The organism is Staphylococcus chromogenes, assembly GCF_029024625.1.
Taxonomy (GTDB): Bacteria; Bacillota; Bacilli; order Staphylococcales; family Staphylococcaceae; genus Staphylococcus; species Staphylococcus chromogenes.
Genome location: NZ_CP118953.1, coordinates 1,917,753 through 1,943,025 on the forward strand (window position 1 = coordinate 1,917,753; position 25,273 = coordinate 1,943,025).

The following is a 25,273-nucleotide window of genomic DNA, read 5'->3' on the forward strand; positions in this document are numbered from 1 at the left end:
CTCTCGATTTTATTAAAATTAACACATAATTAAGCTCACTCTAAACATGTCAAAACCTCAATTCAAACTATATTACAATGAAAACTGTACACATCTCTTGAAAACAAAAAACTGTCGACAATCACTAAAATTTGTCGACAGTTGAACACAAGCTTATGCATGCGTTTTATACTCTTGAATAGCCTCTAAAAATTGAGGACAGTAATGTTTTAATTTATAACTTCCAACACCTTCAATTTGAATCATTTCTTGCTTTGTCGTCGGTTTTCTTTTCGCAAATTCTTCAAGCGTATAATCTGAAAAAATATTAATTGGTGGAACATCCAGTTGCTCACTCAATTTTTGACGTACCTCACTTAAAACATCAAATAAATAACGATCGACGCTTTCAACAGTATTAATATTCACACGCTCTTTAGATTTGGTTTTAAATGGTGTCGTTAACAGTTGAACTCCTTCATTTAACAATTGTTCAACTGAACGGTCACACATTAAAATTTCATCATATTCATTTAAATAGCCTTTAAATCGTAATTCATCAATCAAGTGGTGGAGTTCACCTGTTGTATAGCTTTTCATAAGACCATACGTAGATAACGCATCATAGTTTTGGCGTTTAATATAATCAGAATGTTCGCCTCTTAATACTTGAATGACTGTTTGATAGCCTTCTTTTTGACCCAATCGAATGACACAACTAATAATCATTTTAGCTTCTTGAGTCATATTATATGTTTTATTTTGGGCCTCACAATTGCTACATTTTTCGCATTCAGACAATTTTTCATTAGGCTCAAAATAATGCACGAGCGTCGCTTCAAGACATTTATTTGTTTTTGTATATTGAATCATTTTAGTGAGTTTCTCACCCATCTTTTCTTTATAATCCTCATCCGCTGTTGATGAGGAGATAAAATATTGGTGGAGTGAAATATCCCGATCACTAAACAGTAATATACAATCACTTTCTAACCCATCACGACCTGCACGCCCTGCTTCTTGATAATAAGACTCTAAATCTCCAGGCATATTATAATGTATCACGTAGCGTACATTTGATTTATCAATTCCCATACCGAACGCATTCGTCGCCACAACAATACGTTTACGGTCATACAAAAAGTCATTTTGAGCCTCATCACGTTGTTTGGCATTTAATCCTCCGTGATAATAAGTTGCAGAAACATCTGCATCCTCTAACGCTTCATAAAGCGCCTCGACTTGCTTACGTGTCGAACAATAAATAATCCCTGACACTGTCGGATGATCTTTTACATAATCTAACACAAACTTTTGCCGTTGATATGTATTGTTCACTTTAAAAATTAAGTTCGGACGTTTAATGCTCGTTTTAATCAAACGGTGCGCATGAATCCCTAAGCGTGCCATGATATCTTGTTGGACTTCAGCAGTAGCTGTAGCCGTTAAAGCCACAATAGCAAAATGTTGTGGCAGAGCCATAACATGATGTATCACCGCCTGATAACTCGGTCTAAAGTCATGCCCCCATTTAGAAATACAATGGGCTTCATCAAAAGCGACAAGTTTAATGTCTACACGTCTTAACAAACGTAAAAATACATCATTTTCGAGTCTTTCTGGGGCAATATATAAAAATTGCAATTCTCCTTGAATTAATTGCGCTTCAATTTCTTTTTGCGCTTTTATTGTTAAACTGCTATTCAAATAGGCCGCAGAAATCCCCATGGTTTGTAATTGATCAACCTGATCTTTCATCAATGATATGAGCGGGCTGATGACAAGCGTGGTTCCTCCAAGCATCAAGCCTGGCACCTGATAACAAATGGATTTCCCACCGCCAGTAGGTAGTACTCCTAACGTATGTTGTTGGTTAAGAACGTTCGTTATGATTTCTTTTTGCCCTGGACGAAAACGCGTATATCCAAAATAATGTGACAGTGTTTGTTCCATTTTATCCCTCTTACTGTTCAATGATTTCTTCAAGTTCACTCCATCTTGTGATGTCCGTCTCATATTGTGTTTCTAAACTTTCTTTTTCATCATTTAATTGTTTTATCGTTGCATAATCTGCACTCGCTTCAATCATTTCTTGCTCAATTTCAGTTAAACGTGACTCGGTTTCATCGATGCGTTGGAGTAACATCTCGTACTCGCGCTTTTCTTTATAGGACAGACTTCTGCTTTTCTTTTTGACTGTATGAGGCTTTTTAGCTTCAGCTTTTGAGGACTGATTTAATTTTTCTAATTGTCCTTTATAGGCCATATAGTCGTCGAAGTCTCCAAGGATAATTTCAATTTGTCCATCGTGAATATACCAATATCGGTCAACGACTTTATTTAAAAAGTAACGATCGTGGCTAACCGTAATGACTGTGCCGCCAAATGTTTGAATATAATCTTCTAAGATAGTTAAAGTTTCTGTATCCAAATCATTGGTTGGCTCATCTAAAATCAAGACATTCGGTTGATGTACAAGAAGTTTAAGTAAGTATAATCGTTTTTGCTCCCCACCTGAGAGTTTAAATACCTTTTTGCCATGGGTCGCACTTGGGAAAAGAAATTGTTCTAACAATTGCGTGACCGATACGACTGTCCCGTCTTTTTGACGTGCCAATTCACTTTCTTCACGTAAAAAATCGATCACACGAATATCACGATTTAATCTTTCATCTGTCTGTTTAAAATAAGCAATTTTAACGGTTTGCCCAACCTTTAAAATGCCGCTATAGTCTTCATCGAGCCCTGCTAAAATATTTAACAATGTCGTTTTACCCGCTCCATTAGGTCCGACAATACCAATTTGCATTCCTTTTTGCACAATTGTGGAAAAAGCACTAAAAAGCACTTTTTCTCCGATAGATTTATGAATATCTTCTAGCTCAAACACTTGCTTTCCGAGTCTCGAATAAGCTAAATTCAATTCACCCTTATCTTGAGTTTGATGCGACTTCACTTGATGTTCAAGATCTTGAAAACGATCTTTACGGGCTTGTTGTTTAGTCGTACGTGCTTTAACACCTGCCCGCATCCACTCTAGCTCTTGTTTATACAAAGCACGCTGTTTTGCATGTTGTTTTTGTTCGATTTCTTCGCGCTCTGAACGTATCGCAATATAGTCCTCATAATTACCTGGGTAAGACCGTAGTTGGCCTTGTTTTAATTCGACAATTCGTGTAGCCACTTCGTTTAAAAAGTGACGATCATGTGTGACAAACATCACGGTTTTAGGATAGGATTTTACGAATTGAATTAACCATTGGATAGATTCAAAATCGAGATGGTTCGTCGGTTCGTCAAGTAACAACAAGTCTGGCTTTTCAATGAGTGTGCGCGCTAATACCACTCGCTTTTGTTGTCCGCCTGAAAGTGAACGAACTTTTTGACTGGTATCCTGGATGCCTAATTTCGAAAGAATCGTTTTAATTTCAGCGCTATAGTCCCATACTGCTTGATCGTCCATTTGTGCTTGTGCACGCATCATGTCCTCTAAAGCGGCCTCTGTCATTGTTTCATTATAAGTAGCTACAGCTTCTTCATAACGACGAATGGTTTGTAAAGCTTCGGTTTCCGCTTGATAAACCACGTCATAGACAGTCGCGTCTAAATCTAGCTCTTCTTTTTGTGCTGCATACCGTATTTTATATTGTTTCGGGTGCGTCACATTCGCTGTAAAATCTTCATCTAGCCCAGCGATGACTTTGAGTAGAGAGCTCTTCCCCGTCCCATTGATACCAACCAGTCCAATTCGCTCTTGATTGGAAATCGATAACGCTAAATTATCAAATATGACTTTATCTGCATAAGATTTATTGAGGTGTTCAATTTTAAACGCTTCCAACGGTCATACTTCCTTTTTCATATAGATTTACTCTTGATTATTTGTTACGCTTAAATCAGTTCTATATATTATACACTTTTTTGAACTTAATTGATATAAGGAGCCTTTATGTATGGTGGATTTTCTTACATCGTTGTCGCCCACATTACAAGCATTATTAGCTGGTATCATTACTTGGTTATTAACTGCATTAGGGGCTGCAACTGTTTTTATTTTTAAAAATGTGAATGAAAAAGTGTTAAACTCAATGCAAGGCTTTGCGGCTGGCATCATGATTGCGGCAAGCTTTTGGTCGCTCTTACAACCAGCTATCGAAAGCAGTTCAGACAGCGCTGTTCCATGGCTTCCTGCTGCTATTGGCTTTTTATTGGGAGGACTCTTTATTCGTTCATTAGATTACGTCATCCCACATATGCACCGTAATGCTAAAGATGAATCACAAAAACAAGAAGGTGTACCTACAAATCTCACTAAAAATACGTTGCTATTTTTAGCAATCACCCTTCACAATATTCCTGAAGGCTTAGCTGTAGGCGTGGCTTTTGGAGGACTGGCTACAGGCAATACGCAAGCTACCCTCTCAGGCGCTTTAGGGTTAGCTATTGGAATAGGGATACAAAATATTCCAGAAGGCGCAGCACTCTCTCTCCCTATCCGTGCCTCAGGCAGTAGCAAATGGAAAGCTTTTAATTATGGGCAAGCTTCTGCTTTAGTTGAACCTGTGTTTGCCCTTGTAGGTGCTGCAGCAGTGATTGTGGTAACCCCTATTTTGCCATATGCTTTAGCGTTTGCAGCAGGTGCGATGATATTTGTTGTTGTGGAAGAACTTATTCCCGACTCACAATCTGCCAAAAATACAGATTTAGCCACGTTAAGTTTAATGGCAGGTTTTACATTAATGATGATTTTAGATGTGGCCTTAGGTTAAGAATTTACCAACTCAATTTTATTGAATTAAGTTGTATCAAAATAGCCATCAAAATTTATTCTCAGATAAATTTTGATGGCTTTCTAATTATTGGTAATCTTTATGTCCTAGCCTCAAAAGGGCACTCTGGACCATGCCAAAGTGCTCTTTTAGTTTAGTTTTCTTTACCTTTTGGACCCGCTTTATAATTGTAGTCTCTTGGGTTGACTTTTTTGAAATCTGGGTTTTTATAGAAACGCATTAAATCCCCGTTTAAAATTTCATCATTGATTTCTAAATCATTTTCAACTTGATTTTTATTTTTTTGCAAATCTGCAGGCGGTGTTGTAAGTGGTTTATTATCTTTGTGACTATAGGCTTTACCATTTACGTATTTGTATTGATCTGTTACAAAATCACCATTTCGGAATGGAATCAATTGTTTATGATCTTTTGAAAGCATATCTGTTCCTAACATAATGTAGTTTTTCGTATCGATACCCATTAAATGAAGCAATGTAGGCATTACGTCTACTTGACCTGCATAAGTTGGGTCAACTTTAGGTTCAACACCTGGCGCTTTAATCCAGAAACCTGTTTTATTTAAATCATTAAATTTCGCAGGTGTAATAGGTTCGCCAAGTAATTGTGACATCGCTTTATTGTGGTTTTCAGAAATACCATAATGGTCACCATATAAAATGATAACTGAATCATCATATAAACCACGTTTTTTCAAATCATTGATAAATTGTTCTACCGATTGGTCTAAGTAGTGTGCTGTTTGAATATAACCATCTACTGTTGAGTTACCTGTATTTCCAGGTGGGATTGAAGCATCCTCTTCACTTAGCGTAAATGGATAATGGTTTGTTAAGGTAATTAAATGTGAGTAAAATGGTTTTTTCTCCTTACTTAAATAGTCTGCTGATTCTTTGAAGAACTCTTTGTCTTTTAATCCAAGGTTTTCTAAATTTTCTGGTGACATATCGTAATATGTCGCATCATAGAATTTATCAACACCAAAGTGACGGTAAACTTGATCACGGTTCCAGAAAGTTTTATAGTCCCCGTGCATTACATTCGTCGTCATGTTTTCTTGTTGATGTAAAATCGCTGGTAAAGATTGGTATGTGTTATCACCTTTTAAAGAAAATGCAGAGCCTTGCGGTAAACCATATAAACTGTTATCCATTGTAAACTCAGCATCTGATGTTTTACCTTGTCCTGTTTGGTGATAGAAATTTGGATAATATCTAAAGTCATCTTGACCAGACGATAATTTATTTAAGAATGGTGTCACTTCATGGCCATTCACTTTTTTATTGATTAAAAATGTTTGGAAACTTTCTAAATGAATCTTAATAATGTTTTTGCCTTTAGCTTTACCGTAATATTCCATATTCGGCGTTGTTTGTTTTTGCTTTGTATAATTTAACACTTTAGTTAAATCATCTTCTGAAGCCAACGCTTTTTGTTGGTTATTTTGAATCGTTTTCACGCCATCATATACTGTAAAATTATAAGGGCCTAAATATTTCACTAAATATTTATGGTCAAAAGTACGTGTTAATAATTCAGGTCGGTCCGTTTCTGCAAACGCCAAATTTAAGAAGAATAAAGCGACTGCTGTAGCCATAACAACCGGAATGAATTTTTTATGGAAAACGTTTAGGCTGAGCCATTTTTGTTTAAAGATTAAAATAAACAAATAAGCGATAATATCTAAGAAATAAACAAAGTCATACCATTGGAATGATGCACCAACAGCACCACCCATTGAATCAACATTACTCACTTGGTTCAATGTGCTGAACGTCAAAAAGTCAGAGAAAAATCTGAAATAAACAACGTTTGCATAAAGTAGAAAAGTGAGTAAAAATCCACCAATCAAAATAAACCAAAACGCTTTTTTTCCTTTAAAAAATAAAAAGACACTTAAAATCAGTGCGAGTAAACTGTAAGGGTTCATTAATAAAATTAAGTTTTGCGTAAGTCCTTTAACACCAAGTGACAAGTCAACATAATAGGCGAAATACGTTTTAAGAGAAATCGTTAAAACCATCAACAGGAAAAACGTAAATATCCCTATTTTCTTTCTATTCTTTTCCATTCATGTTCCCCCATATTTTCATCTCATATGGTGCATTGCGCACAGTTTTCAAATCGTAATCATTAATAGATATTCAACAACTTAATATTTCAACAAAAATAATTAGATTAACTTTATATTTGTAATATTCTCGTAACATGCATAAGTAAGTTCAATATAACAATATATACGAATTAGTGTCATTTTTCAAGTAAAAAAGGCGTTTTAAACGTAAATACAAACAAATTTATTTCTTCTCAAAACTTGCAACATACGTCTTTTAAAATGTATTCATACTTTCTTAATAAACATAGATAAATCGTTAATTTTCTCGAATGTATACAGTATAACTGATGCCGTTTTAAATGTACTCGGACTATAGATGTATTATAGCTTTATTCTTTCTCCTATTCCTTTCAGCCCTTCTATCCATACACATATTAATAGCCATCAAAATTTAGTTGGACGTAAATTTTTGATGGCTATAGGAATACAACACGTCGAAACCGAAAAGCTTGCGTACTTTTATGAATTCGTTCTTATTTTAACATTTCACTTTGCATGCGATATTCAATGCCGTGAAACAGTTGTTTTATCCACCGATGATATTTGACTAAGTTTTGTTCAGCTTGAAGTACATCAATAAATTGGAACTTAATTTTAGATCCTTGACGTTTTTGCGCAATTTTAGATAAATGATACGTTGCAACCGTACCAATTTGCGGATAACTCCCCAGTGTATAGTGATCATTTAATAATACAATGGGCGCGCCTTCCTTTTTAACTTGAATCGTCCCTCGTTTTACGGATCGATGAGGAGGAAAGCCATTATAGTAGGCCTTTATTGGTTCTCCCTCGAGGACAATGCCCATTCGATTCGCTTTACTCGTCACACTATATTCTTTTCGGATAAATTGATTTAATGTGGCGTCTTCAAAGTCTTCTGTCCCTTTATTTGGAATGACATGCACAACGTCTGAAAGATAATTGAATGATAAAGCATATCCATCCACACCCCAGTTGGTATGGCGCACGTCTTGGAGGTTTTCAAATAACTTATGATGGCGTGCATTGTAATTACGTTTCATCGGAATTTCATCTCCGTCTTTGAGCACGTGTCCATGAAAACCTCCCATCTGTGAAATCGTATCTGTTGAGGCTGAGCCTAACCATTCATCAAGTTCATATCCTCCTGCAATCGCCATATAAACACGCGCTCCGCGTTTGACATAATCAAAGGTTAAAACATCACCTTTATTCATAAGATATAATGTATTTATTTTGACGCGCATATCTTCTGTATAAGCTATCGCCTGTGCACCGGACAATGCAATTAATGTGGGTTCGGTAAAACGTATACGTGCCATTTGATTGGTCATCTCTAATGTAGCTTCATTTCTGTCGTTACCTACAAGTCGATTCGCTATTTCATGCGCTAACACGTCTAATGCGCCGCTACGTATGATACCTAAGTGTTCATAACCTATACGTCCAAAATCTTGAAAGCTTGAAAACAAGCCACCTTCTTCTATGATGATTGTCATTTTGCCTCTCCTCTTTCTTCGGCATCATAAAATTTAACGTGATCCCCAATCGACATTAAAACCATATCTTCACGATAGACATCAAATAATTTTAGTGGGGTATACCCTATCACAAGCCAATCTTCATAAATGTCTGTCGTTGTGATTCCACATTTTTTATTTTCTAAAATCACAGAGCCTGCAGGGATAAATTGCTTTTCTTTCGCTGTATGGTGCACGGCCAATGTTTCTGGAAGGCCTGATAAATATGGGAAACCTGGAGAGAACCCCATCATCGAAACAAAATATTCAGGTGCCGTATGTTGTTGAATATAGGTCTCTCGGGTCAATCCTAGTTCTTCTAAAACGGACTCAAAATGTGGGCCATTGTCTCCACCATAGTAAACAGGGACTTTAATACAATGGCGTTTTTCATCCCAAGTTTCATGACTTAAATCAATTTGTTCAATTAAGGCTTTCATATATAAAAAAGGAGATGAAATGTCCAAATGTTTCATCATTTGTCTTGCATCATAAGAAATAAGCATATCCGTTTCAGTAGGAACAATTTCAGTGATAAAAGGATAGCCTTGTTCTAATAAGTACTGCCTTAAAATTAATAATCGCTCTGTCGCTTTAGGCGAAAGTGCTCCCTTTAACGACACGACAATAGCCTGATCGCCTTGGCTATATACTTTCATGAGTTTCACCCCATTAATTATTTATAGAATAACTTTAATATAAATGTGAGCCATTTTAAAAGTGCTTTGACAAAATGATAAATCAAAACCGCTTGAATGCTCAAAATAACAACTAATACAATATAGGCGCGGACTATCCACTCACGCTCTAAAAGCTTTTGATTTATTCTTTGTCCTATCCACAACACAACAATGATGGTAACCAAATATAAAAGAAGCATGTCGCCCACCTCTATACATTAATAAGTTTAACAGGCACCCATCCTCTTAAACTGTTAATCATCCATAGTTTACCACCTTGATTTAAAAATTGCCTCATAGTAGCTAATGTCATATGTTTTGTTATCAGTTGCTGTTGGTCTAGTAAACTTTGACGCATACATCCTTTTAAAAAATCTTTTTCATAGGGGGGTGTGTAAAATCGACCTTCATATTCGACAACAACATTTCCAATATCAAATTCTAAAATTTTATCATTAGTATCATAAAGTAGAATCAGTTGCGTCTCGTGTGTATGTTTTAAATAATCTCGCTCCGTCGTTTTATAAATGCGTTGCCACGTCGGCGTGTTGGAACAAATCTGTTGTAAGCCTACCGTCATTTGCTCAGTCGGCGGAAGTGGCGCATGCTCAAACTGAAATGTCCCTTCTTGTTTCAAACGAATTTTAATACGGTGCGTTCCAGTCGGGAGCAAAGTTGAAATTTCTGTCATGAGCTCGTTCCATTTGATGTCATTAAAATTAAATTGAAACGCTTCACTTGCACGTTTCAGCCTTTGAAAATGATAGCTCTCTCGTTTAAATGTACCTTCTTCTAAACGCATTGTTTCAAAGAGTTCCATAATTTATCCCTCTAAAATTTTAGTTTTGTCTTGGAATTCTGCATATTCCTTCGCACTATCTGAATCTATTGTAATCCCAGCGCCCACACCGTAAACCGCTTTTTCATTTAAATATTGTACAGTGCGAATCGGCACATTAAAAATAGCGCGACCATCCGGTAAACAAAGTCCCAGTGTCCCACAATAGATATGTCTTGGTGAAGCCTCTAGTTCGTGAATGATACGCATCGTATTCACTTTTGGCGCACCTGTGATGGAGCCACACGGAAACAATGCCCCCAATACATCGTTTAATGATTTGTTATCAGCAACTTCACCGATTACCATTGACGTCATTTGAAAGACAGTGGGATAACGCTCTACATCAAAAAGTCGGGGTGTCCGAATCGTCCCTGGTTGAGCGATTCTCGTAATATCATTACGCAACAAATCGACAATCATCACATTTTCTGCGCGGTCTTTTTCAGAGGTTTCAAGCGCTTGTTTATGTTCATCATCTATTGCTTTTGTATTCCCTCTAGGCATCGTCCCTTTCATAGGCTTACTGACGACCATTTTTTCGTGTTCATCAAAGGGACCCATCTGAAAAAACAACTCCGGCGAAATAGAAGCTACTTGTATTTCATCAGTATCAAATAGCGCCGTATAATGTCCGTTAGTCTGTGCGGTGAGTTGTTGGTATAAAGCTTGAATCCCCATCGTAATAGGTGCTTCAAGGCGCGTTGTATAATTGACTTGATACGTTTGTCCTTCGATAATTTCTTGTTGAATGCGTTCAATTTGGTGCTGAATTTGCGCTTTAGATTCTGTAAAACGAAAAGCGAGGGGCTGATTCACAACCGTTTTCTTCTCGTAATTGTGTTCAGTCACAGGGTGTTCAAAGACATAACATGCGGCATATATCCCGTTTTCCGGATCTTTTAATTTAAAACTATCATTATAATACTTCGCCGCTTCATAAGGTAAATAAAGAGCGACATAGTAGCCTTCTTTTTGGTAATATTCGGCTTGATCGATGACTTCCCCGACAGCCTCACATCGTTTAGCAATAAAACGATGTACTGGCGTATCAAAGGTTAAATTGATTTTGTCACTATGATGCGCATCGTGATAATATTGAAAATTAAATGTGACAACCATGTTGAACACCGACCTTACTCAAAAAATTAATCATTTGTGCCCGTCCGTATTCTGATAATACGGATTCAGGGTGATATTGCACACCATAAATTGGATAATTTTCATGTTTTACTCCCATAATAATCCCCTCTTCATTTTGTCCAGCAATGACTAAAGGAGCATGCACCGTGTCAGCATCCACCATTAAGGAATGATAGCGCATGACTTTAAAAGGCGAGGGTAGACCTTCGTACAAATCCATTTGGTTATGAAACATCTCCGTCGTATGCCCGTGTACTGGCCACGGCGCTTTAATAATATCTCCCCCGTAATACTCACAAATCAACTGAAAGCCTAAACAAACACCTAAAATTGGACATTGAGATTCGAATTGTTGTAATACCTCAAAGAGTATAGGGTAATCTCTCGGCGTGCCAGGACCTGGAGAAATCACAATAGCTTGCGGTTGCATTTCTTTAAGTTGCGTGACATTGACATGACTGATATCTATCACCTCAATCTGACACATCGTTGCTTCATTTAGCAAATCCACCACATTATATGTAAACGAATCTTTATTATCTATCATCACTATCATGTACATTCGCCTCATTTAAATTAATAATAAATCTATTATCACAGATGTATCGGAGATTGACAAAGAGATTAACCGTTTTTGCACCTTGATTTCTGAACTTAAATGTATTAAAGTATGGAACGTAACTAAAGACAGAGGTTCCTAGCATTTAACCCTCTATAAAAAACTAGACACCCGATAGGGATGAAAGATAGTATTTTTTCTCCCTGCTAAACGGTCTAGTCCTGTCTGTCTTTTTGGAGAAGACAGGCTTTTTTTATGGACAAAGATGACATCTTACAGATTAAGACGATTACATTAGGAGCTTCTACATACAAAGGAGCGGTTTTTTATGTCTGAAGTGCTTCAAAACGAAAAAGCACTTGTCGTTTTTAGTGGCGGACAAGATAGCACGACATGTCTCTTTTACGCCAAATCCCATTTTAAAGAAGTGGAACTTGTGACCTTCGAATATGGTCAACGTCATTCACAAGAAATTGACGTCGCCAAAAATATTGCGCAAGAACAAGGTTTAAAACATCATGTTTTAGACATGTCTTTACTCAGCCAACTTACACCGAATGCTTTAACTTCTCATGATATGGCCATCGATACTTCAAATGACGTCCCTAACACATTTGTCCCTGCGCGAAACTTGCTATTTTTATCTTTTGCTGGTGCACTCGCCTATCAAATCAATGCCAAACACATTATCACAGGCGTTTGCGAAACGGATTTTTCAGGATATCCAGATTGTCGAGATGCCTTTATCAAATCGATGAACGTGACGATGAGTCTTGCGATGGATCGAGATTTTGTCATTCACACCCCATTGATGTGGCTCAACAAAAAAGAAACATGGGCGTTGAGCGATGAACTGGGCGCACTTGATTATATTCGTCACAATACTTTAACTTGTTATAACGGTATTATCGCAGAAGGCTGCGGCACATGTCCTGCATGCCAATTAAGACAAAACGGTTTAGACGCTTATTTAGCTGAGAAAGGAGAGAGTCATTCATGATGCATCAAACCTATCCTCAAGTTTCACACGACTATGTTTTTGAACTGAATAAAGATTTTAATTTTTCAGCTGCCCATGCGATTCCAGATGCACGCGCTGGAAAATGCCAACGTATTCATGGTCATACCTATTTCGTCAATTTAACAATTGCGGGAGACCAGTTAGATGACTTAGGCTTTTTAGTTAATTTTAGTACGCTTAAACAACTCGTACATGATCAATTCGATCATTATCTTTTAAATGACTTGGCTCATTTTGAAGGGAAATCTCCTTCAACAGAAGTCGTAGCTCAGACGATTTATGAGATGGTAGAAGCGCATTTAGCGACGCTTAAGCACAATCCAACGTGTGTTCAAGTTTTTTTAAGAGAAACCCCTTCGAGTTATGTCGTCTACCGTCCACGTAAAAAGGAGCATCAGCATGGTTAAAATACCTGTACTAGAAATTTTTGGACCTACCATACAAGGCGAAGGCCGGGTCATTGGAAGAAAAACAATGTTTGTGCGTACAGCAGGGTGTGATTTCCGCTGTAGTTGGTGTGATTCTAAGTTTACGTGGGATGGCAGTGCGAAAGAGGACATTCGCCTTATGACACCTGAAGCAATTTATGAGGAACTTAAAACGATCGGCGGAGATTACTTTAATCATGTGACGATTTCAGGGGGTAACCCTGCTTTAATTAAAGGCATTCAATCCCTTGTCGACCTTTTGCAAACGCATCAAATTTACACTGCGCTAGAAACTCAAGGAAGTAAATTTCAACCGTGGATGCGACAAATTGACGATCTCACTATCTCTCCTAAACCTCCAAGTTCTGGGATGCACCAAAATTTAGAGGAATTAGATAAGGTGATAGAACAATGTGTGACGTCCACTTTAAACCTTAAAGTTGTTGTGTTCGATGAAGCAGACTACACCTTCGCACAAAGCATCCATCAAAGATACCCTCATCTTCCCTTTTATTTACAAGTGGGAAACCCCTTTTTACAAGAGGAAGTCGATCATCATACAGATAAATTGCTTATGCGCTACGAAACGTTGATTGATCGTGTAATGACAGATGCCTCTATGAATAATGTTTACGTATTGCCTCAACTTCATACCTTATTGTGGAGCAACAAAAAAGGTGTATAAATTATAAATAACCAAATTTATAAAAAGAGGACCATTTCGCATGCTATCTCTACATCTTATTGTTATAATGAAAAGATGAATTAAAAAGATAGGAGAACACAATGGTCCTTTTTGTCATTTTGAACATCGTCGTCATCTTTATAGTGTTAGCATTTGATTTACATAAAAATCACTATCAATCTTTTAGATTTAGTAGTGTACTATTGGCTATTGCTATCAATAGTGTCATTAATCAAATTCTATTAAGTAAAATTACATTTATATCATTAGCGGCCATGTTCATGCTTATTGTGTGGACCATTTTACATTTTTATTTAGACCATCAAGTCTCCCCTTATAAAGTGCATCAACAAAAGTTTCTAATGACGATTTTTACAATTATGGTAAGCATTGGGTTAATCATTACATACCAAACAGGCGATCAATCTTATTATATGTCTGTCCCATTTGCAGCACCTACCATCTTTATTTTTGGAGGAATTTTATTTTTCTCCAGCACGTTTCATTCACCACGTTATGAATCGTTTTATCAAAAAATTAAAGTGCGTCATCCCGTTTGGGAGGGTACGCTGTTTATGCTCATTGGTCTGGTAACCTTATCTATTTTAACGCCGTTATGGTACATCATTGTTATCATCTATTTTGGCTTTTTTGTTGTAATTAATTTAGAAAAGTTATACAAAAATTAAAAATTGATGATTAGACACACTTTAAACGTGGTATAAGTATCAAGACACAAGCTTAGATACAAAGGAGGTTATATACATGGGCTTTATTTTAATGTTAATCGTAGGTGGACTTATCGGTTGGGCTGCAGGTGCAATCCTCGGTAAAGACATCCCAGGTGGTATCATTGGTAACATCATTGCTGGTCTTATTGGTTCAGCTGTTGGTACCGCTATTTTTGGCCACTGGGGTCCATCATTAGGCGGCGTATACATTTTACCAGCTTTAATTGGTTCAATTGTTCTTATCGTAATCGTATCTTTAATTTTAGGTGCTTTACGCGGTAAAAAAAGATAATATGTAACGCTATAGAATTCAACGGTCAGTGATGCGCTCACTGACCGTTTTTTTGGTTCTATAATTATTCGGGATAATACATAACTCCAACTCCAATTAGAAAGCCCTCAAAAGTAACCTTCAGATAAACTTTGAGGGCTATTTTAATACAATTTAAATGAGCGGAAAAGAATTATCAAATCAATTTTATAACGACCACAAATACAGCAAATTTAATCCGACTTCTAAGCCACATCTACTAAAGCATTTTATCAGAAGCGAAAAAATTGAGGTTAGGCAGTCGTTGACTAGATTGCGTATCAGATTTTAAGCTTCGTTCAATATACACTCCCACTTCATGAATGTGTATTTAGGGGGTTGGGACATAAAGATTACCAATAATTAGAAAGCCATCCAAATTTATAGTCAGGTAAATTTGGATGGCTATTTTGATATAACTTAATTCAATAAAATTGAATTGGTAAAGTAAAATTTATAACTTTAGGATTGTGAATAAATATAGTAATTTTGATTGATTCCTAAGCCGAGACTTCTGAGGCATCTAGCTGAAACCGAAAATCCATTTTAAGATTTTTTGCTGACTACAATAAAAATAGTGGCAGTAGCTGACTGGATTGAGCATGCGCTTTTTAAGCTTTCCTCAATGTAAAGGACCACCTATTCACGTATGTTCATAGGTGTACTGAAGACGTAACTCATTACATTCCTAACGTCTTCAAGCACCGGCAGGCATTACTACGAAATTAGATAGATTTCTGTAATGCTCCCAGAAAAGCGAGGCTTTATGGAACAATCAAATACATGAAATTAATTATGTCCTAGCTCCTCATCTTGATGCATCTTCGGCGGTTGAAGATTTGAGGTTTGAACGATATATTTTGGACGCTGTTTGACTTCGTAGTATATACGTCCGATATATTCTCCGATCACCCCAATCGAGATGAGCTGAATGCCTCCGATAAATAAAACAGCAGCAATGATTGTAAAGTAGCCTGGAACTGTAACGCCATGGGCAATCGTATCAAAGAGGAGATAGGCGATATAAAGCATACTGATTACAAAAATAAAGAGACCAAAATAAATCATCGTGCGTAATGGTTTATTATTGAAAGAAATAAGTCCATCAATCGCATAATTTAATAAACTGCCAAAAGACCATTTCGATTCTCCAGCTTCTCTTTCCACATTTTTATAACTAATCACTTTCGTATTGTAGCCTATCCATGCGAACAGACCTTTAGAAAAGCGATTGTATTCACTCAAACTCACTAAAGACTGTACCGCACGTTGGCTGAGCAATCTAAAATCACCAACACCATCTTCTAAATGAATATCTTCTACAAAGTAATTAATCATTTTATAGTACGCGCGTGTGATCCATTTTCGTGAAGCTTTTTCACCATCTCGATTACGTTTAGCAATCACTTGATCATAACCTTCGCGATAAACATCGACCATCTCAGGAATTAACTCAGGTGGATGTTGTAAATCTGCATCAATCATGACCACAGCATCACAATCTGTACTATGTTCAAATCCTGCTATCATGGCCGACTCTTTGCCGAAGTTTCGACTGAAAGAAAGATACTTCACTGTCGGAAGAGTGGCTGCAGCATTTTGTAAAATTTCAATAGTATCATCTTTACTTCCATCATCTACAAATAATAAATCATATTCAAAAGATTTTTTCTTCGAGGCATCATCTAATATAGATGTTAATTTTGAAATCGTTTGTTGAATTATTTCTGTCTCGTTATAACATGGCACGATGACTCTCAATTTCATTATAGTGCACCTACTATCTATTTTTCTCAAGTGTGAGGACCTCAAAAATCTGCTTTATTGTAATAAGCACCTCTTACTTTTAGAGGATTTTCCTTTTCACACTCTTCTCTTAACTATAACAAGAATTTACCCATTTCGCCTACAAAAAAGGAAATACAATTCTTAATTTCAGTTTAAAAATTTATCTTAGCGTGGTTAGCATTTCAAAATTAAATTAGCCGTATGTCCTCCAATTTGTTATATTAAATTTCATTGCCACATTCTTCATAAAATCAAAGCGGGCGCTTCTTATGCCTCATCGACATAGTGCGCCCGCTTCACATCATTATTTTTCTGTTGTTTCTTCTTGTGTCTCTTCTTCATCCTCTTCACTCAAACGAGGACGTTCTCCGTTATATTCATAACGTAACAAGACATTTATAATCTGATGGTTTTCAATTTCTGAAACGACCCAACGATCATATTTTGTATCAATATATTCGTCTTGTTCTAATTCTGTGTTTTGTGATTGTAGCCAACCTCCGATAGTATCAATATCTTCAGAGTCTTCAAATTCAATATTGTACTCGTCTTCGAGATCACTTAACAAGACACGACCGTTAATTTGATATGTTTGATCGTCTAATTGAATGATATCATTCACTTCGTCATCATCAAACTCATCTCGAATTTCACCGACAATTTCTTCAAGGATATCTTCCATCGTCAAAATACCTGCTGTTCCACCGTACTCATCAATAATCAAACTGATGTGCACGTGTTCTCGTTGCATACGAATCAACGCATCACTGATACGCGTTGTTTCAGATATCATTGGTAACTCATGAATATAGTTGGCAATTTTAATCGGTGTGCCAGATGCATATTCTGTTAAAAATTCTTTAACATTAATGAATCCTTTAATATGGTCTTTATCTCCATCTTCTGTAATTGGATAACGTGTAAATTGATGTTCTTTGATGGTTTCTAATAATTCGTCGACATTAAACGGCTCATTTAATGTAATCATTTGTGTTCTAGGTACCATAATATCTTTGGCGTGACGCTCATCAAATGAAAAGATATTTTGCATGTAAGCCAATTCTGTTTGGTTAATCTCCCCACCATGATAACTGTTGTTCATAATGATTTTAAGTTCTTCTTCTGACATCGCATCGTTACCCGCATTTGGATCTGCTCCAAATAGGCGAATAATTAAACGGGCAGAGCCGTTCATCACCCATATAAGGGGTTTCATAATAAAACCAAAAATATAGAGTGGTCGAGCATAAAGTAACGCAATATTTTCTGTATATTGTATGGCTAACGTTTTAGGCGCAAGTTCCCCTACTACCACATGAATATACGTAACGATAATAAAGGCTGTCACAATTGAAATTGTTGCGACAAGCGCATCTGGTAAATGCAGTAACTCCACTACAGGGTGTAGAATACGTTCAAATAACGGTTCTCCTAACCACCCTAAACCAAGGGATGTGACTGTAATTCCAAGTTGACATGCGGATAAATAATAATCCAAATTTGAAATCATGCGTTTCAATATTCTTGCATTGCCGTTACCTTCAGCAATCAGTTGTTCAACTCGTGATGCGCGCACTTTAACTAACGCAAATTCAGAACCTACAAATACAGTGGTTAAAGCAATTAATGCTACAAATATTGTTAAATATAATATGGTCGTACTATCCAATTAGTTCCCTTATAGAAAGGGATTCACCTCCGTTTTTTTGCATCGCTCAATTAAAGGCGATGACATCAATAATTTCATGCGTAGAACTTTAGCGTATCTTGATGTTAAATCCTTCCCATTGAGCTCCCTCCAGACACAAAAATATTAATTTTATCATAGCATAATTTTTAATGAAATAATACTATCAACACACATGACCTGATAAAACGCCTTTATTTTTTACTCCCTACTAAATGAAATGCTTCTAAATGCACATAGAACATTAAGGCAAAAATTTTATTTATTCACGAATGTGCGTTACCCCTCCACTTACTGACCTTTCAGTGCTATAAAAATAGCCATCAAAATTCACCCGAGGGTAAACCTTGATGGCTTGGTCACATAAAATGACCGCTACATCTTAACTTATTATGATGGATATCTATAGTTTCGTTTAAGTACTTTTCAGCACAGATTTTTGACGCGATTTATTTAAGTTAAATCTGATGTTGTTAATTTTTCAGTATCTTTTTTCAAGATGCCGTAAAGCACTGCACTTATGATTGATCCGATTAGAATCGCAATAATTGTAAATAACGAATGACTCCAATCTGTACCAAAGATAACGAAAATACCACCATGTGGGGCTTGGATGCGTGAACCGAATAATAAGGCAAGTCCACCCGCCACACCTGAACCGACCATCATAGATGGAATAACGCGTATTGGATCGGCAGCCGCAAATGGGATGGCACCTTCTGTAATAAAGGAAGCGCCCATCACAATGTTAGGAACTATTGAACCACGTTGCGCTTTAGAGAATTTACGTTTAAATAGCATCATTGCGATGGCGATTGCGATTGGTGGTACCATTCCGCCTACCATTGCGGCAGTAATCGGCGCTGCATTCCCCGCTGTTAAAGCAGCTGTACTGAACACATAAGCGGCTTTGTTGAATGGGCCACCCATATCGATAGCCATCATTGCACCGATAACAATGCCTAAAATAACAATATTAGATCCAGAAAGACCATTTAAGCCATTTTGTAGCGCACTATTGAGCCAAGATGCCGGTGTGTTAAATACATAAATCATTAATAATCCTGTAATGAGTACCGAAAAAATAGGATAAATTAATGTTGGTTTTAATCCTTCTAACATTTGTGGGAAGTTTTTAGTGAGCGCTTTAATCCCTTGTGTGAGATAACCTGCTAAGAAACCTGCAATAATCCCACCAATGAAACCAGAACCTCCTGTTACGGCGAGCATACCTCCTACTAAACCAGCAGCAAAGCCAGGTTTATCAGCGATACTACGTGCAATATATCCAGCTAAAATAGGAATAATGAGCGCAAATGCACTTTTGTTTCCAATTTCCCAAAGACTAGCGGCAAATGCATTATACTCAGAGCTTTTCGGATCAAATGAGTTTGGACCAATCATAAAAACGATGGCCATCAAAATACCTCCGGCAATAACGAGAGGTAACATATTCGAAACACCATTCATTAAATGTTTATAAATCGTTTTGCCTACACCTAGTTTTTCTTCATTAGCATCTGAAGTCTGTTTAGCGTTGTCAGCAACGAATGGTTTACGACTTGTATCCAGTGCTGTTTGAATTAGGGCTTCTGGGCGTTTAATCCCATCTGCAACAGGGACTTGTACCACGTTTTTACCATTAAAACGATTCGTTTCAACATGGACGTCTGCAGCTACAATAATTCCTGTGGCACGTTCAATATCATCTGCTGTTAAAGTATTTTTCACACCGCCCGCACCATTTGTTTCAACTTTCATTTTAACGCCCATTTGCTCTGCTTGTTTTTTGAGTGCATCGCGTGCCATGAAAGTATGGGCGATACCTGTCGGACATGCGGTTACTGCGAGGACATAAGGTTCATTGTCATTGCTTGGTGCAGTTGTTGCTACCTCTTCTGTTTCTTCATCTGTGGCTTCGTCGTCAGCTTGGTTGATAATCGCTAAAACTTCTTCGGGTGAATTTGCTTCCAACAGTTTTCCACGTATACCTTCGTCCATTAAAATCCCTGATAATTTCGCTAAAGCATCTAAATGCGTTTGTGCTCCTGACTCAGGCGCTGCGATCATAAAAAAGAGATGCGCAGGTTGCATGTCTAAACTGTCATAATCAATACCTGCTTTAGATTTACCAAAGGCGATGGCAGGTTGGTCTACAGCGGCTACTTTGGCATGTGGAATGGCAATCCCCTCACCGATACCTGTGGAGCTTTGACTTTCTCGATTTTTTATTCCTTCAATAAAGCTTGCTAAATCATTTAATTTTCTAGCTCTTTCTAATTGACTCGCAAGTTCTTCAATGGCGCTATTTTTATCTGTTGCACTTAAATCCATTGCGATGGTTTCTTTTGTGAGTAACTCAGTAATTCTCATGTTACCCCTCCTTATGAATAGGTGTCACTGACACCTGTGATTGTAATGATTGAATGGCTTGTAACTCGGCTAAATCGTCATTAAATGCTGTTGCTGAACCTGAAGCAATGGCAAGTTTTAATCGTTGTTCAATTGGTAGCTTTGAAGCGTTTCCAGCAAGCATACCTGCCACTGTACTGTCCCCAGCGCCTACTGTATTGATCACTTCACCTTTGGGCGCTGTGATTTTAAAGGCGTTTTGCGCATCCACATAAATCGCGCCTTCTCCTCCTAGAGAAACAAGAACGGCTTGTGCCCCTTCTTCAAGGAGACGTGAGGCGTAATGTACAATCTCCTTGTCACTACTCATTTTCACCTCGAACATTTCTTCTAGCTCATGCTGATTCGGTTTTACAAATAAGGGACGATATTTCAAAATCCCTTTCATTAAGTCTTTTTCTGCATCAACAACGAGTTGAGCCCCCGTTTGTTGTACAACTTTCGCAATTTTTTCGTAAGTCGTTTGAGGTAAACTGCTCGGCACACTTCCCGCTAATACAACAATATCTTCGGGTGTCGTTTGTTGAATACGTTGGAGTAAAGATTGGAATTGTGCTTCAGAAATGGACGGGCCCGCCGCATTAATCTCGGTTTCTTGTTCATTTTTCAATTTAATATTAATACGGGTGTCTTCGTTTACTTCAGTAAAATCTGTTTCAATACCTGCATTTTCTAACTGATTTTTAATAAATCGACCAGGAAACCCTCCAATAAACCCTAATGCTATAGAAGGCACTTGAAGTGTCTTCAATACTCTAGAGACGTTGATCCCTTTTCCACCAGCAAATTTAGCTGTAGAAGTCGAACGGTTAAGTTCACCCGGACGATATTGATCTAAGAAAACAATATAGTCAATGGATGGATTTAAAGTCACTGTATAAATCATAATGCTCCTCCTAAAAATTCATAGACGTCTTTAAAACGGCTAAGATTATGGCTTTCAAACGCTTTAGTTGATGTAATGATAATAGGCGTCTCTTCCGTATGAATACGCGCAAAATAACTTTGATAAAATTTTGAAGCATCCGCTAAAATGTAGGTTTGTAAACCATAGCGCATCGCATTTTCTTTCATAAATGCCTCTTGTTCGTCTGGCGTTGTCAATCCTGCATCACAATCAATGCCGTTAATACCTAAAAACACCTTGTTGAAAGAGTAATGTTTAAGACTGTCGGCCGCTCTGCTTCCGACAACAGCCATTGTCGTAGGTTTAATGGAGCCCCCAACGATTCTTGTCAAATAGCCTTTTTTAATTAACGCTTCTACATGCGGCAATCCATTGGTGACAACGGTAATGTCTTTCGCCTTGATGTGCGCAATCATCTCCAATGTCGTGGAGCCTGCGTCAATGTAGATACAATCTCCATCTTTAATTAATTGGGCGGCTTGTTGCGCAATTTGTATTTTTTCATCAATGTGCTGCGTACGTTTCGTATCTAAGGCCAATTCTTGTTGCGCTTGTGTTAATTTTGCCCCCCCATGCACACGGATGAGCCATCCTTCTTCTTGAAGTTTGGTCAAATCACGACGCATCGTTGAAGCACTACACCCTGTATATTCAATAAGATGTTGCAACGATAAAAAGTGGTGCTTGCGCAAGGCATCTAAAATCATTTCATGTCTTTTTTCGGTTAACATTGAGTCACCTCATTTCACTTACATTATAATGAATCCGTTTCCACAAATCAATCATTTTCTATCACTTACAATCAAAAACAACCATATAACGACGTAAAAAAGACACATTTAACGTTTTTTCATTCAAAAACAATCAAATGTGTCTTCAATCCTTATGTTGTGATGATGGAGGCTTTGTGCGCTTTTGCGAGGGTAGCTAAATCTTTGGGGTCCACGCCCATTTGCACACCACGCTGACCTGCACTGACATAGACACGGTCATTTTCAAACATCGTCGTATCAAAAACTGTAGGAAAGGCCGTTTTCATCCCTATAGGTGAACAGCCTCCTCGCACATACCCTGTCACCTGCTTTAAATCGTCAAGTGGCATTAATTGTAGCTTTTTTTCTCCCACAACATGTGCCGCTTGCTTCATATCAAGATGGGCTTGTACTGGAATGACGAACACAAAATGGTCATGTTGTGCATTTTCAAGTACTAATGTTTTAAAGACTTGCTCTGGGTTCGCCCCTATTTTTTCAGCGACATGCGTCCCGTCCTTATGGGTGTCGCCCACTTCGAACGTACGTACCTCGTAGGAGATTTTTGCTTGATCTAAACGTCGCATCGCATTAGTCTTTTTAGCCATTACGCTCACTTCCTCACTTTAGTTAAACATTTTATTTACAATTTTCTTATCTGAACATGATGTATCTTGTGTCATAAACGTTTGAATGATTGCACTGTGATCCACATGTGGATGCGTTTGAATATACTGCGCAATTTCACGTGGCTCTGCAGGAAACTGTCTTACACTGGCGATTTCTTTAAAATCAAAATAAAAACCTACAGATTGTTTATAGTCGGACGTATCTTCATCCAAGACTATCATCGGACGATTCAGATGTGCATAATCAAATAATGCCGAAGAATAATCGGTAATCAGAGCGTCTGAAATCAAATAAAGTTCCTGTATGTCTATCCATTCGTTCATAAAACAGTGAATACGTGGGTGCATATGACGATAAGTTTCATACAGATGACCTTCGTTAGGATGAAGTTTTACAATCACTTCATAATGATTCGGTAAAGCATTAAGGAGTTCGATTAAATCTAACTGCGAAATTTGCTCACGTTGTGTTTTGCGCCAAGTTGGACAAAACAGGAGATAACACGTTTCTGAGTGTTGGAGATCAAAATATTTTTCTTGTATTTCCATACGTTCTGTCGCATTGTTGTTATCTTTTAGCAACAAACTATTTCGCGGCGCACCTTCTTGCCATATACGTAATGATGGATGTGCTTTTAAATTAAATGCACTTGATATGAGTGTTTCATAACGGTCAGAACATGATAAAAGGATATCCCACTTTTTCATGCGTGGCATAAAAGCCTCGCTTTGGCGCTTACGCTCTTCTTCATCTATTAAGTCATTAACCATGCGTTTTAGCGGAACACCATGCCAAGTTTGGATGACTTCTTGCTTCGGATGTTTTAATAAACGATCCCATAAATTGCCGTTAATAATCACAAAATGCGATTTTTCAAATGCTTCGACATATTCCTTGGAACCAAAACGGACAGGATGAAAACCGTAGCGTCTAATTTCAATATCAACAAATTCATTACTTGAACTTACATGAATCTGATGTTGTGGATATTGACGTTGAATCTCTAGCGCGAGTGCTTTCGGGTCTCCCGAAAAGTTTTTCCCATGAAACGATTCGATAAATACATGGTTCTTAGAAGGTGAATATTTCTGTTGGTGACGTTGTTTGTATTTTTTCTCGGTCGCAAAAATCGCACGTCTTGCATATTGATAGAGACGGGATTGTTTATTAAATTTACGTTTCCATGATTCAGGAAGATGATTAAACGCTTTTTTTAGCGTATGTTTTATCACATAACGACTATAATAAAAACGCTCAGCGCTCGAGACTTGTGCGACTTCATGTGCCTTAATATCATGGGATTGTGCCATAGAAAAAAGCTGTTCTAATAATGCTTGACTATAGTCTTCATATTGAAACTGCTGATGAAAATACTGAAAATCTTCTTGGCGCATCGTCTCAGTATAGGTTTCATTTATAGCTTTCATAATGAGTTCATAGTCATGTGTGAGTTGTTTATTTAAAAATGAAACCGCATGAAAGGGTTCATAAATCGGTTGAAGTACTTGGTCATCTCCCGGATAAATACAAGCTTTGTGTCCCTTGCCTATCGCTTCAAGTATTGAATATCCTAAAGTTTCATATGGAGAAGTAGATAAGTATATCGCATGTTCAGGCATGGCTTTGTTAAGGTGCACATGTTCTTCAAGATGATAGTAACGAATGAGTTGTTCGTATAACTCGAGGGAGGGTCCATATCCTTGAACGAACAGCTGTACATCCCTTTGCCCTTTCGTATGTACAATAAAATGCATTAATCTTAAAGCGTAGGAAATATCTTTAATCGCATCTTCAAAACGTGCTTTAATCATTAAATTTTTCGTTGGAGGACTTGGCATAGGTTGATAAACGATATGATCTGTATTGACATACATCGGAAAAACATAAGGATAATCATACTGTTTTTCAAATTGTGCTGCAATTTCAGGGGTACTTACGCGTATCGCGTCTACCGCTTCTAGTGCTAAATCACGCGTTCCGTGAATATAAGCTAACGGTCCGTGTATTTCACCAAGAATTTTAATGTGCGGCGCCCGGCGTTTTACCTCACGCGCAAATCCAAAAAAATCCTCTCTCGTCAAAATGAGGACGTCACACGCAAGCAACGATTTTTCACTTCGAAAGCTTTCAAAATGAATGCCTTCGATTTCTCGGCGTGCATCGCTTTTTAACTTTTGAATATGACGTTTTCGAAATGGTAAATAATTAATGTAAGTGACCGTGTGGCCCGCTTCTTTTAATGTACGCAATAGATTTAAATTACTGCGTGTTGTGCCTCCTTGTTGAAATAAATTAAACCCTAATATTTTTATATGCAT

General features: G+C 37.4%; 21 protein-coding genes. 6 read left to right on the forward strand and 15 right to left on the reverse strand.

What is annotated here, in order from left to right:
• Positions 1–153: 153 nt before the first annotated feature.
• Complete coding sequence (recQ, locus tag PYW36_RS09345; protein WP_103159357.1) at positions 154–1,932, reverse strand: DNA helicase RecQ; 1,779 nt, start codon at positions 1,930–1,932, stop codon at positions 154–156.
• 10 nt (positions 1,933–1,942) lie between these two features.
• The gene (locus PYW36_RS09350) at positions 1,943–3,820 is read right to left on the reverse strand and encodes an ABC-F family ATP-binding cassette domain-containing protein (RefSeq protein WP_103159356.1); all 1,878 of its coding nucleotides are present in this window, start codon (positions 3,818–3,820) and stop codon (positions 1,943–1,945) included.
• A 112-nt stretch (positions 3,821–3,932) separates the two neighbouring features.
• Here PYW36_RS09350 and PYW36_RS09355 point away from each other — a divergent pair, with 112 nt between their 5' ends.
• A complete protein-coding gene (locus PYW36_RS09355) occupies positions 3,933–4,748 on the forward strand; it encodes a ZIP family metal transporter (RefSeq protein ID WP_103159355.1) in 816 nt (271 codons plus the stop codon).
• A 154-nt stretch (positions 4,749–4,902) separates the two neighbouring features.
• On the opposite strand, the gene ltaS is transcribed toward PYW36_RS09355, so the two are convergent.
• The 6 genes from ltaS to PYW36_RS09385 all read right to left on the reverse strand — a co-directional run bounded on the left by ltaS (position 4,903) and on the right by PYW36_RS09385 (position 11,601).
• A complete protein-coding gene (gene ltaS, locus PYW36_RS09360; RefSeq protein ID WP_103159354.1) occupies positions 4,903–6,840 on the reverse strand; it encodes a polyglycerol-phosphate lipoteichoic acid synthase LtaS in 1,938 nt (645 codons plus the stop codon).
• Positions 6,841–7,358: 518 nt separating this feature from the next.
• Positions 7,359–8,363, reverse strand: a complete 1,005-nt coding sequence (locus PYW36_RS09365) for a 5-oxoprolinase subunit C family protein (protein ID WP_037572575.1) — start codon at positions 8,361–8,363, stop codon at positions 7,359–7,361.
• Positions 8,360–9,043: a 5-oxoprolinase subunit B family protein gene (locus PYW36_RS09370; RefSeq protein WP_103159353.1), complete on the reverse strand. Its 684-nt coding sequence runs from the start codon at positions 9,041–9,043 to the stop codon at positions 8,360–8,362. The genes PYW36_RS09365 and PYW36_RS09370 overlap by 4 nt, the downstream gene beginning before the upstream one ends.
• Positions 9,044–9,275: 232 nt before the next feature.
• A complete protein-coding gene (locus PYW36_RS09375; RefSeq protein ID WP_103159351.1) occupies positions 9,276–9,884 on the reverse strand; it encodes an aminotransferase class IV in 609 nt (202 codons plus the stop codon).
• A 3-nt stretch (positions 9,885–9,887) separates the two neighbouring features.
• Positions 9,888–11,024 (reverse strand): anthranilate synthase component I family protein, encoded by a 1,137-nt coding sequence (locus tag PYW36_RS09380; RefSeq protein ID WP_103159350.1) that lies wholly within the window; start codon positions 11,022–11,024, stop codon positions 9,888–9,890.
• Positions 11,008–11,601, reverse strand: a complete 594-nt coding sequence (locus tag PYW36_RS09385) for an anthranilate synthase component II (protein WP_037572590.1) — start codon at positions 11,599–11,601, stop codon at positions 11,008–11,010. Before PYW36_RS09385 ends, PYW36_RS09380 begins: the two co-directional genes overlap by 17 nt.
• Before the next feature lie 331 nt (positions 11,602–11,932).
• Between PYW36_RS09385 and queC the strand changes: the two genes are divergently transcribed.
• The 5 genes from queC (at position 11,933) to PYW36_RS09410 (ending at position 14,761) form a co-directional block, all read left to right on the forward strand.
• Positions 11,933–12,604, forward strand: coding sequence for a 7-cyano-7-deazaguanine synthase QueC (queC, locus tag PYW36_RS09390; protein ID WP_103159349.1), 672 nt, complete (start codon positions 11,933–11,935; stop codon positions 12,602–12,604).
• A complete protein-coding gene (gene queD, locus PYW36_RS09395) occupies positions 12,601–13,032 on the forward strand; it encodes a 6-carboxytetrahydropterin synthase QueD (protein ID WP_037572596.1) in 432 nt (143 codons plus the stop codon). The genes queC and queD overlap by 4 nt, the downstream gene beginning before the upstream one ends.
• Complete coding sequence (queE, locus tag PYW36_RS09400; RefSeq protein WP_103159348.1) at positions 13,025–13,738, forward strand: 7-carboxy-7-deazaguanine synthase QueE; 714 nt, start codon at positions 13,025–13,027, stop codon at positions 13,736–13,738. Before queD ends, queE begins: the two co-directional genes overlap by 8 nt.
• Positions 13,739–13,839: 101 nt before the next feature.
• Complete coding sequence (locus PYW36_RS09405) at positions 13,840–14,427, forward strand: hypothetical protein (RefSeq protein ID WP_103159347.1); 588 nt, start codon at positions 13,840–13,842, stop codon at positions 14,425–14,427.
• Positions 14,428–14,503: 76 nt separating this feature from the next.
• Positions 14,504–14,761: a GlsB/YeaQ/YmgE family stress response membrane protein gene (locus PYW36_RS09410; RefSeq protein ID WP_103159346.1), complete on the forward strand. Its 258-nt coding sequence runs from the start codon at positions 14,504–14,506 to the stop codon at positions 14,759–14,761.
• Between the two features lie 807 nt (positions 14,762–15,568).
• On the opposite strand, the gene PYW36_RS09415 is transcribed toward PYW36_RS09410, so the two are convergent.
• The 7 genes from PYW36_RS09415 to PYW36_RS09445 form a co-directional block, all read right to left on the reverse strand.
• On the reverse strand, positions 15,569–16,546 hold the full coding sequence (locus tag PYW36_RS09415) for a glycosyltransferase family 2 protein (protein WP_037572604.1): 978 nt from the start codon (positions 16,544–16,546) through the stop codon (positions 15,569–15,571).
• A gap of 325 nt (positions 16,547–16,871) precedes the next feature.
• On the reverse strand, positions 16,872–18,236 hold the full coding sequence (locus tag PYW36_RS09420) for a hemolysin family protein (RefSeq protein WP_103159345.1): 1,365 nt from the start codon (positions 18,234–18,236) through the stop codon (positions 16,872–16,874).
• Positions 18,237–18,707: 471 nt separating this feature from the next.
• The gene (locus tag PYW36_RS09425; RefSeq protein WP_103159344.1) at positions 18,708–20,627 is read right to left on the reverse strand and encodes a PTS fructose transporter subunit IIABC; all 1,920 of its coding nucleotides are present in this window, start codon (positions 20,625–20,627) and stop codon (positions 18,708–18,710) included.
• 1 nt (position 20,628) lies between these two features.
• Positions 20,629–21,552, reverse strand: coding sequence for a 1-phosphofructokinase (pfkB, locus tag PYW36_RS09430; protein ID WP_103159343.1), 924 nt, complete (start codon positions 21,550–21,552; stop codon positions 20,629–20,631).
• A complete protein-coding gene (locus PYW36_RS09435) occupies positions 21,549–22,304 on the reverse strand; it encodes a DeoR/GlpR family DNA-binding transcription regulator (protein WP_103159342.1) in 756 nt (251 codons plus the stop codon). The genes pfkB and PYW36_RS09435 overlap by 4 nt, the downstream gene beginning before the upstream one ends.
• Before the next feature lie 152 nt (positions 22,305–22,456).
• Complete coding sequence (gene ybaK / locus PYW36_RS09440; protein ID WP_103159341.1) at positions 22,457–22,933, reverse strand: Cys-tRNA(Pro) deacylase; 477 nt, start codon at positions 22,931–22,933, stop codon at positions 22,457–22,459.
• Between the two features lie 18 nt (positions 22,934–22,951).
• Positions 22,952–25,273: a CDP-glycerol glycerophosphotransferase family protein gene (locus PYW36_RS09445; RefSeq protein WP_103159340.1), complete on the reverse strand. Its 2,322-nt coding sequence runs from the start codon at positions 25,271–25,273 to the stop codon at positions 22,952–22,954.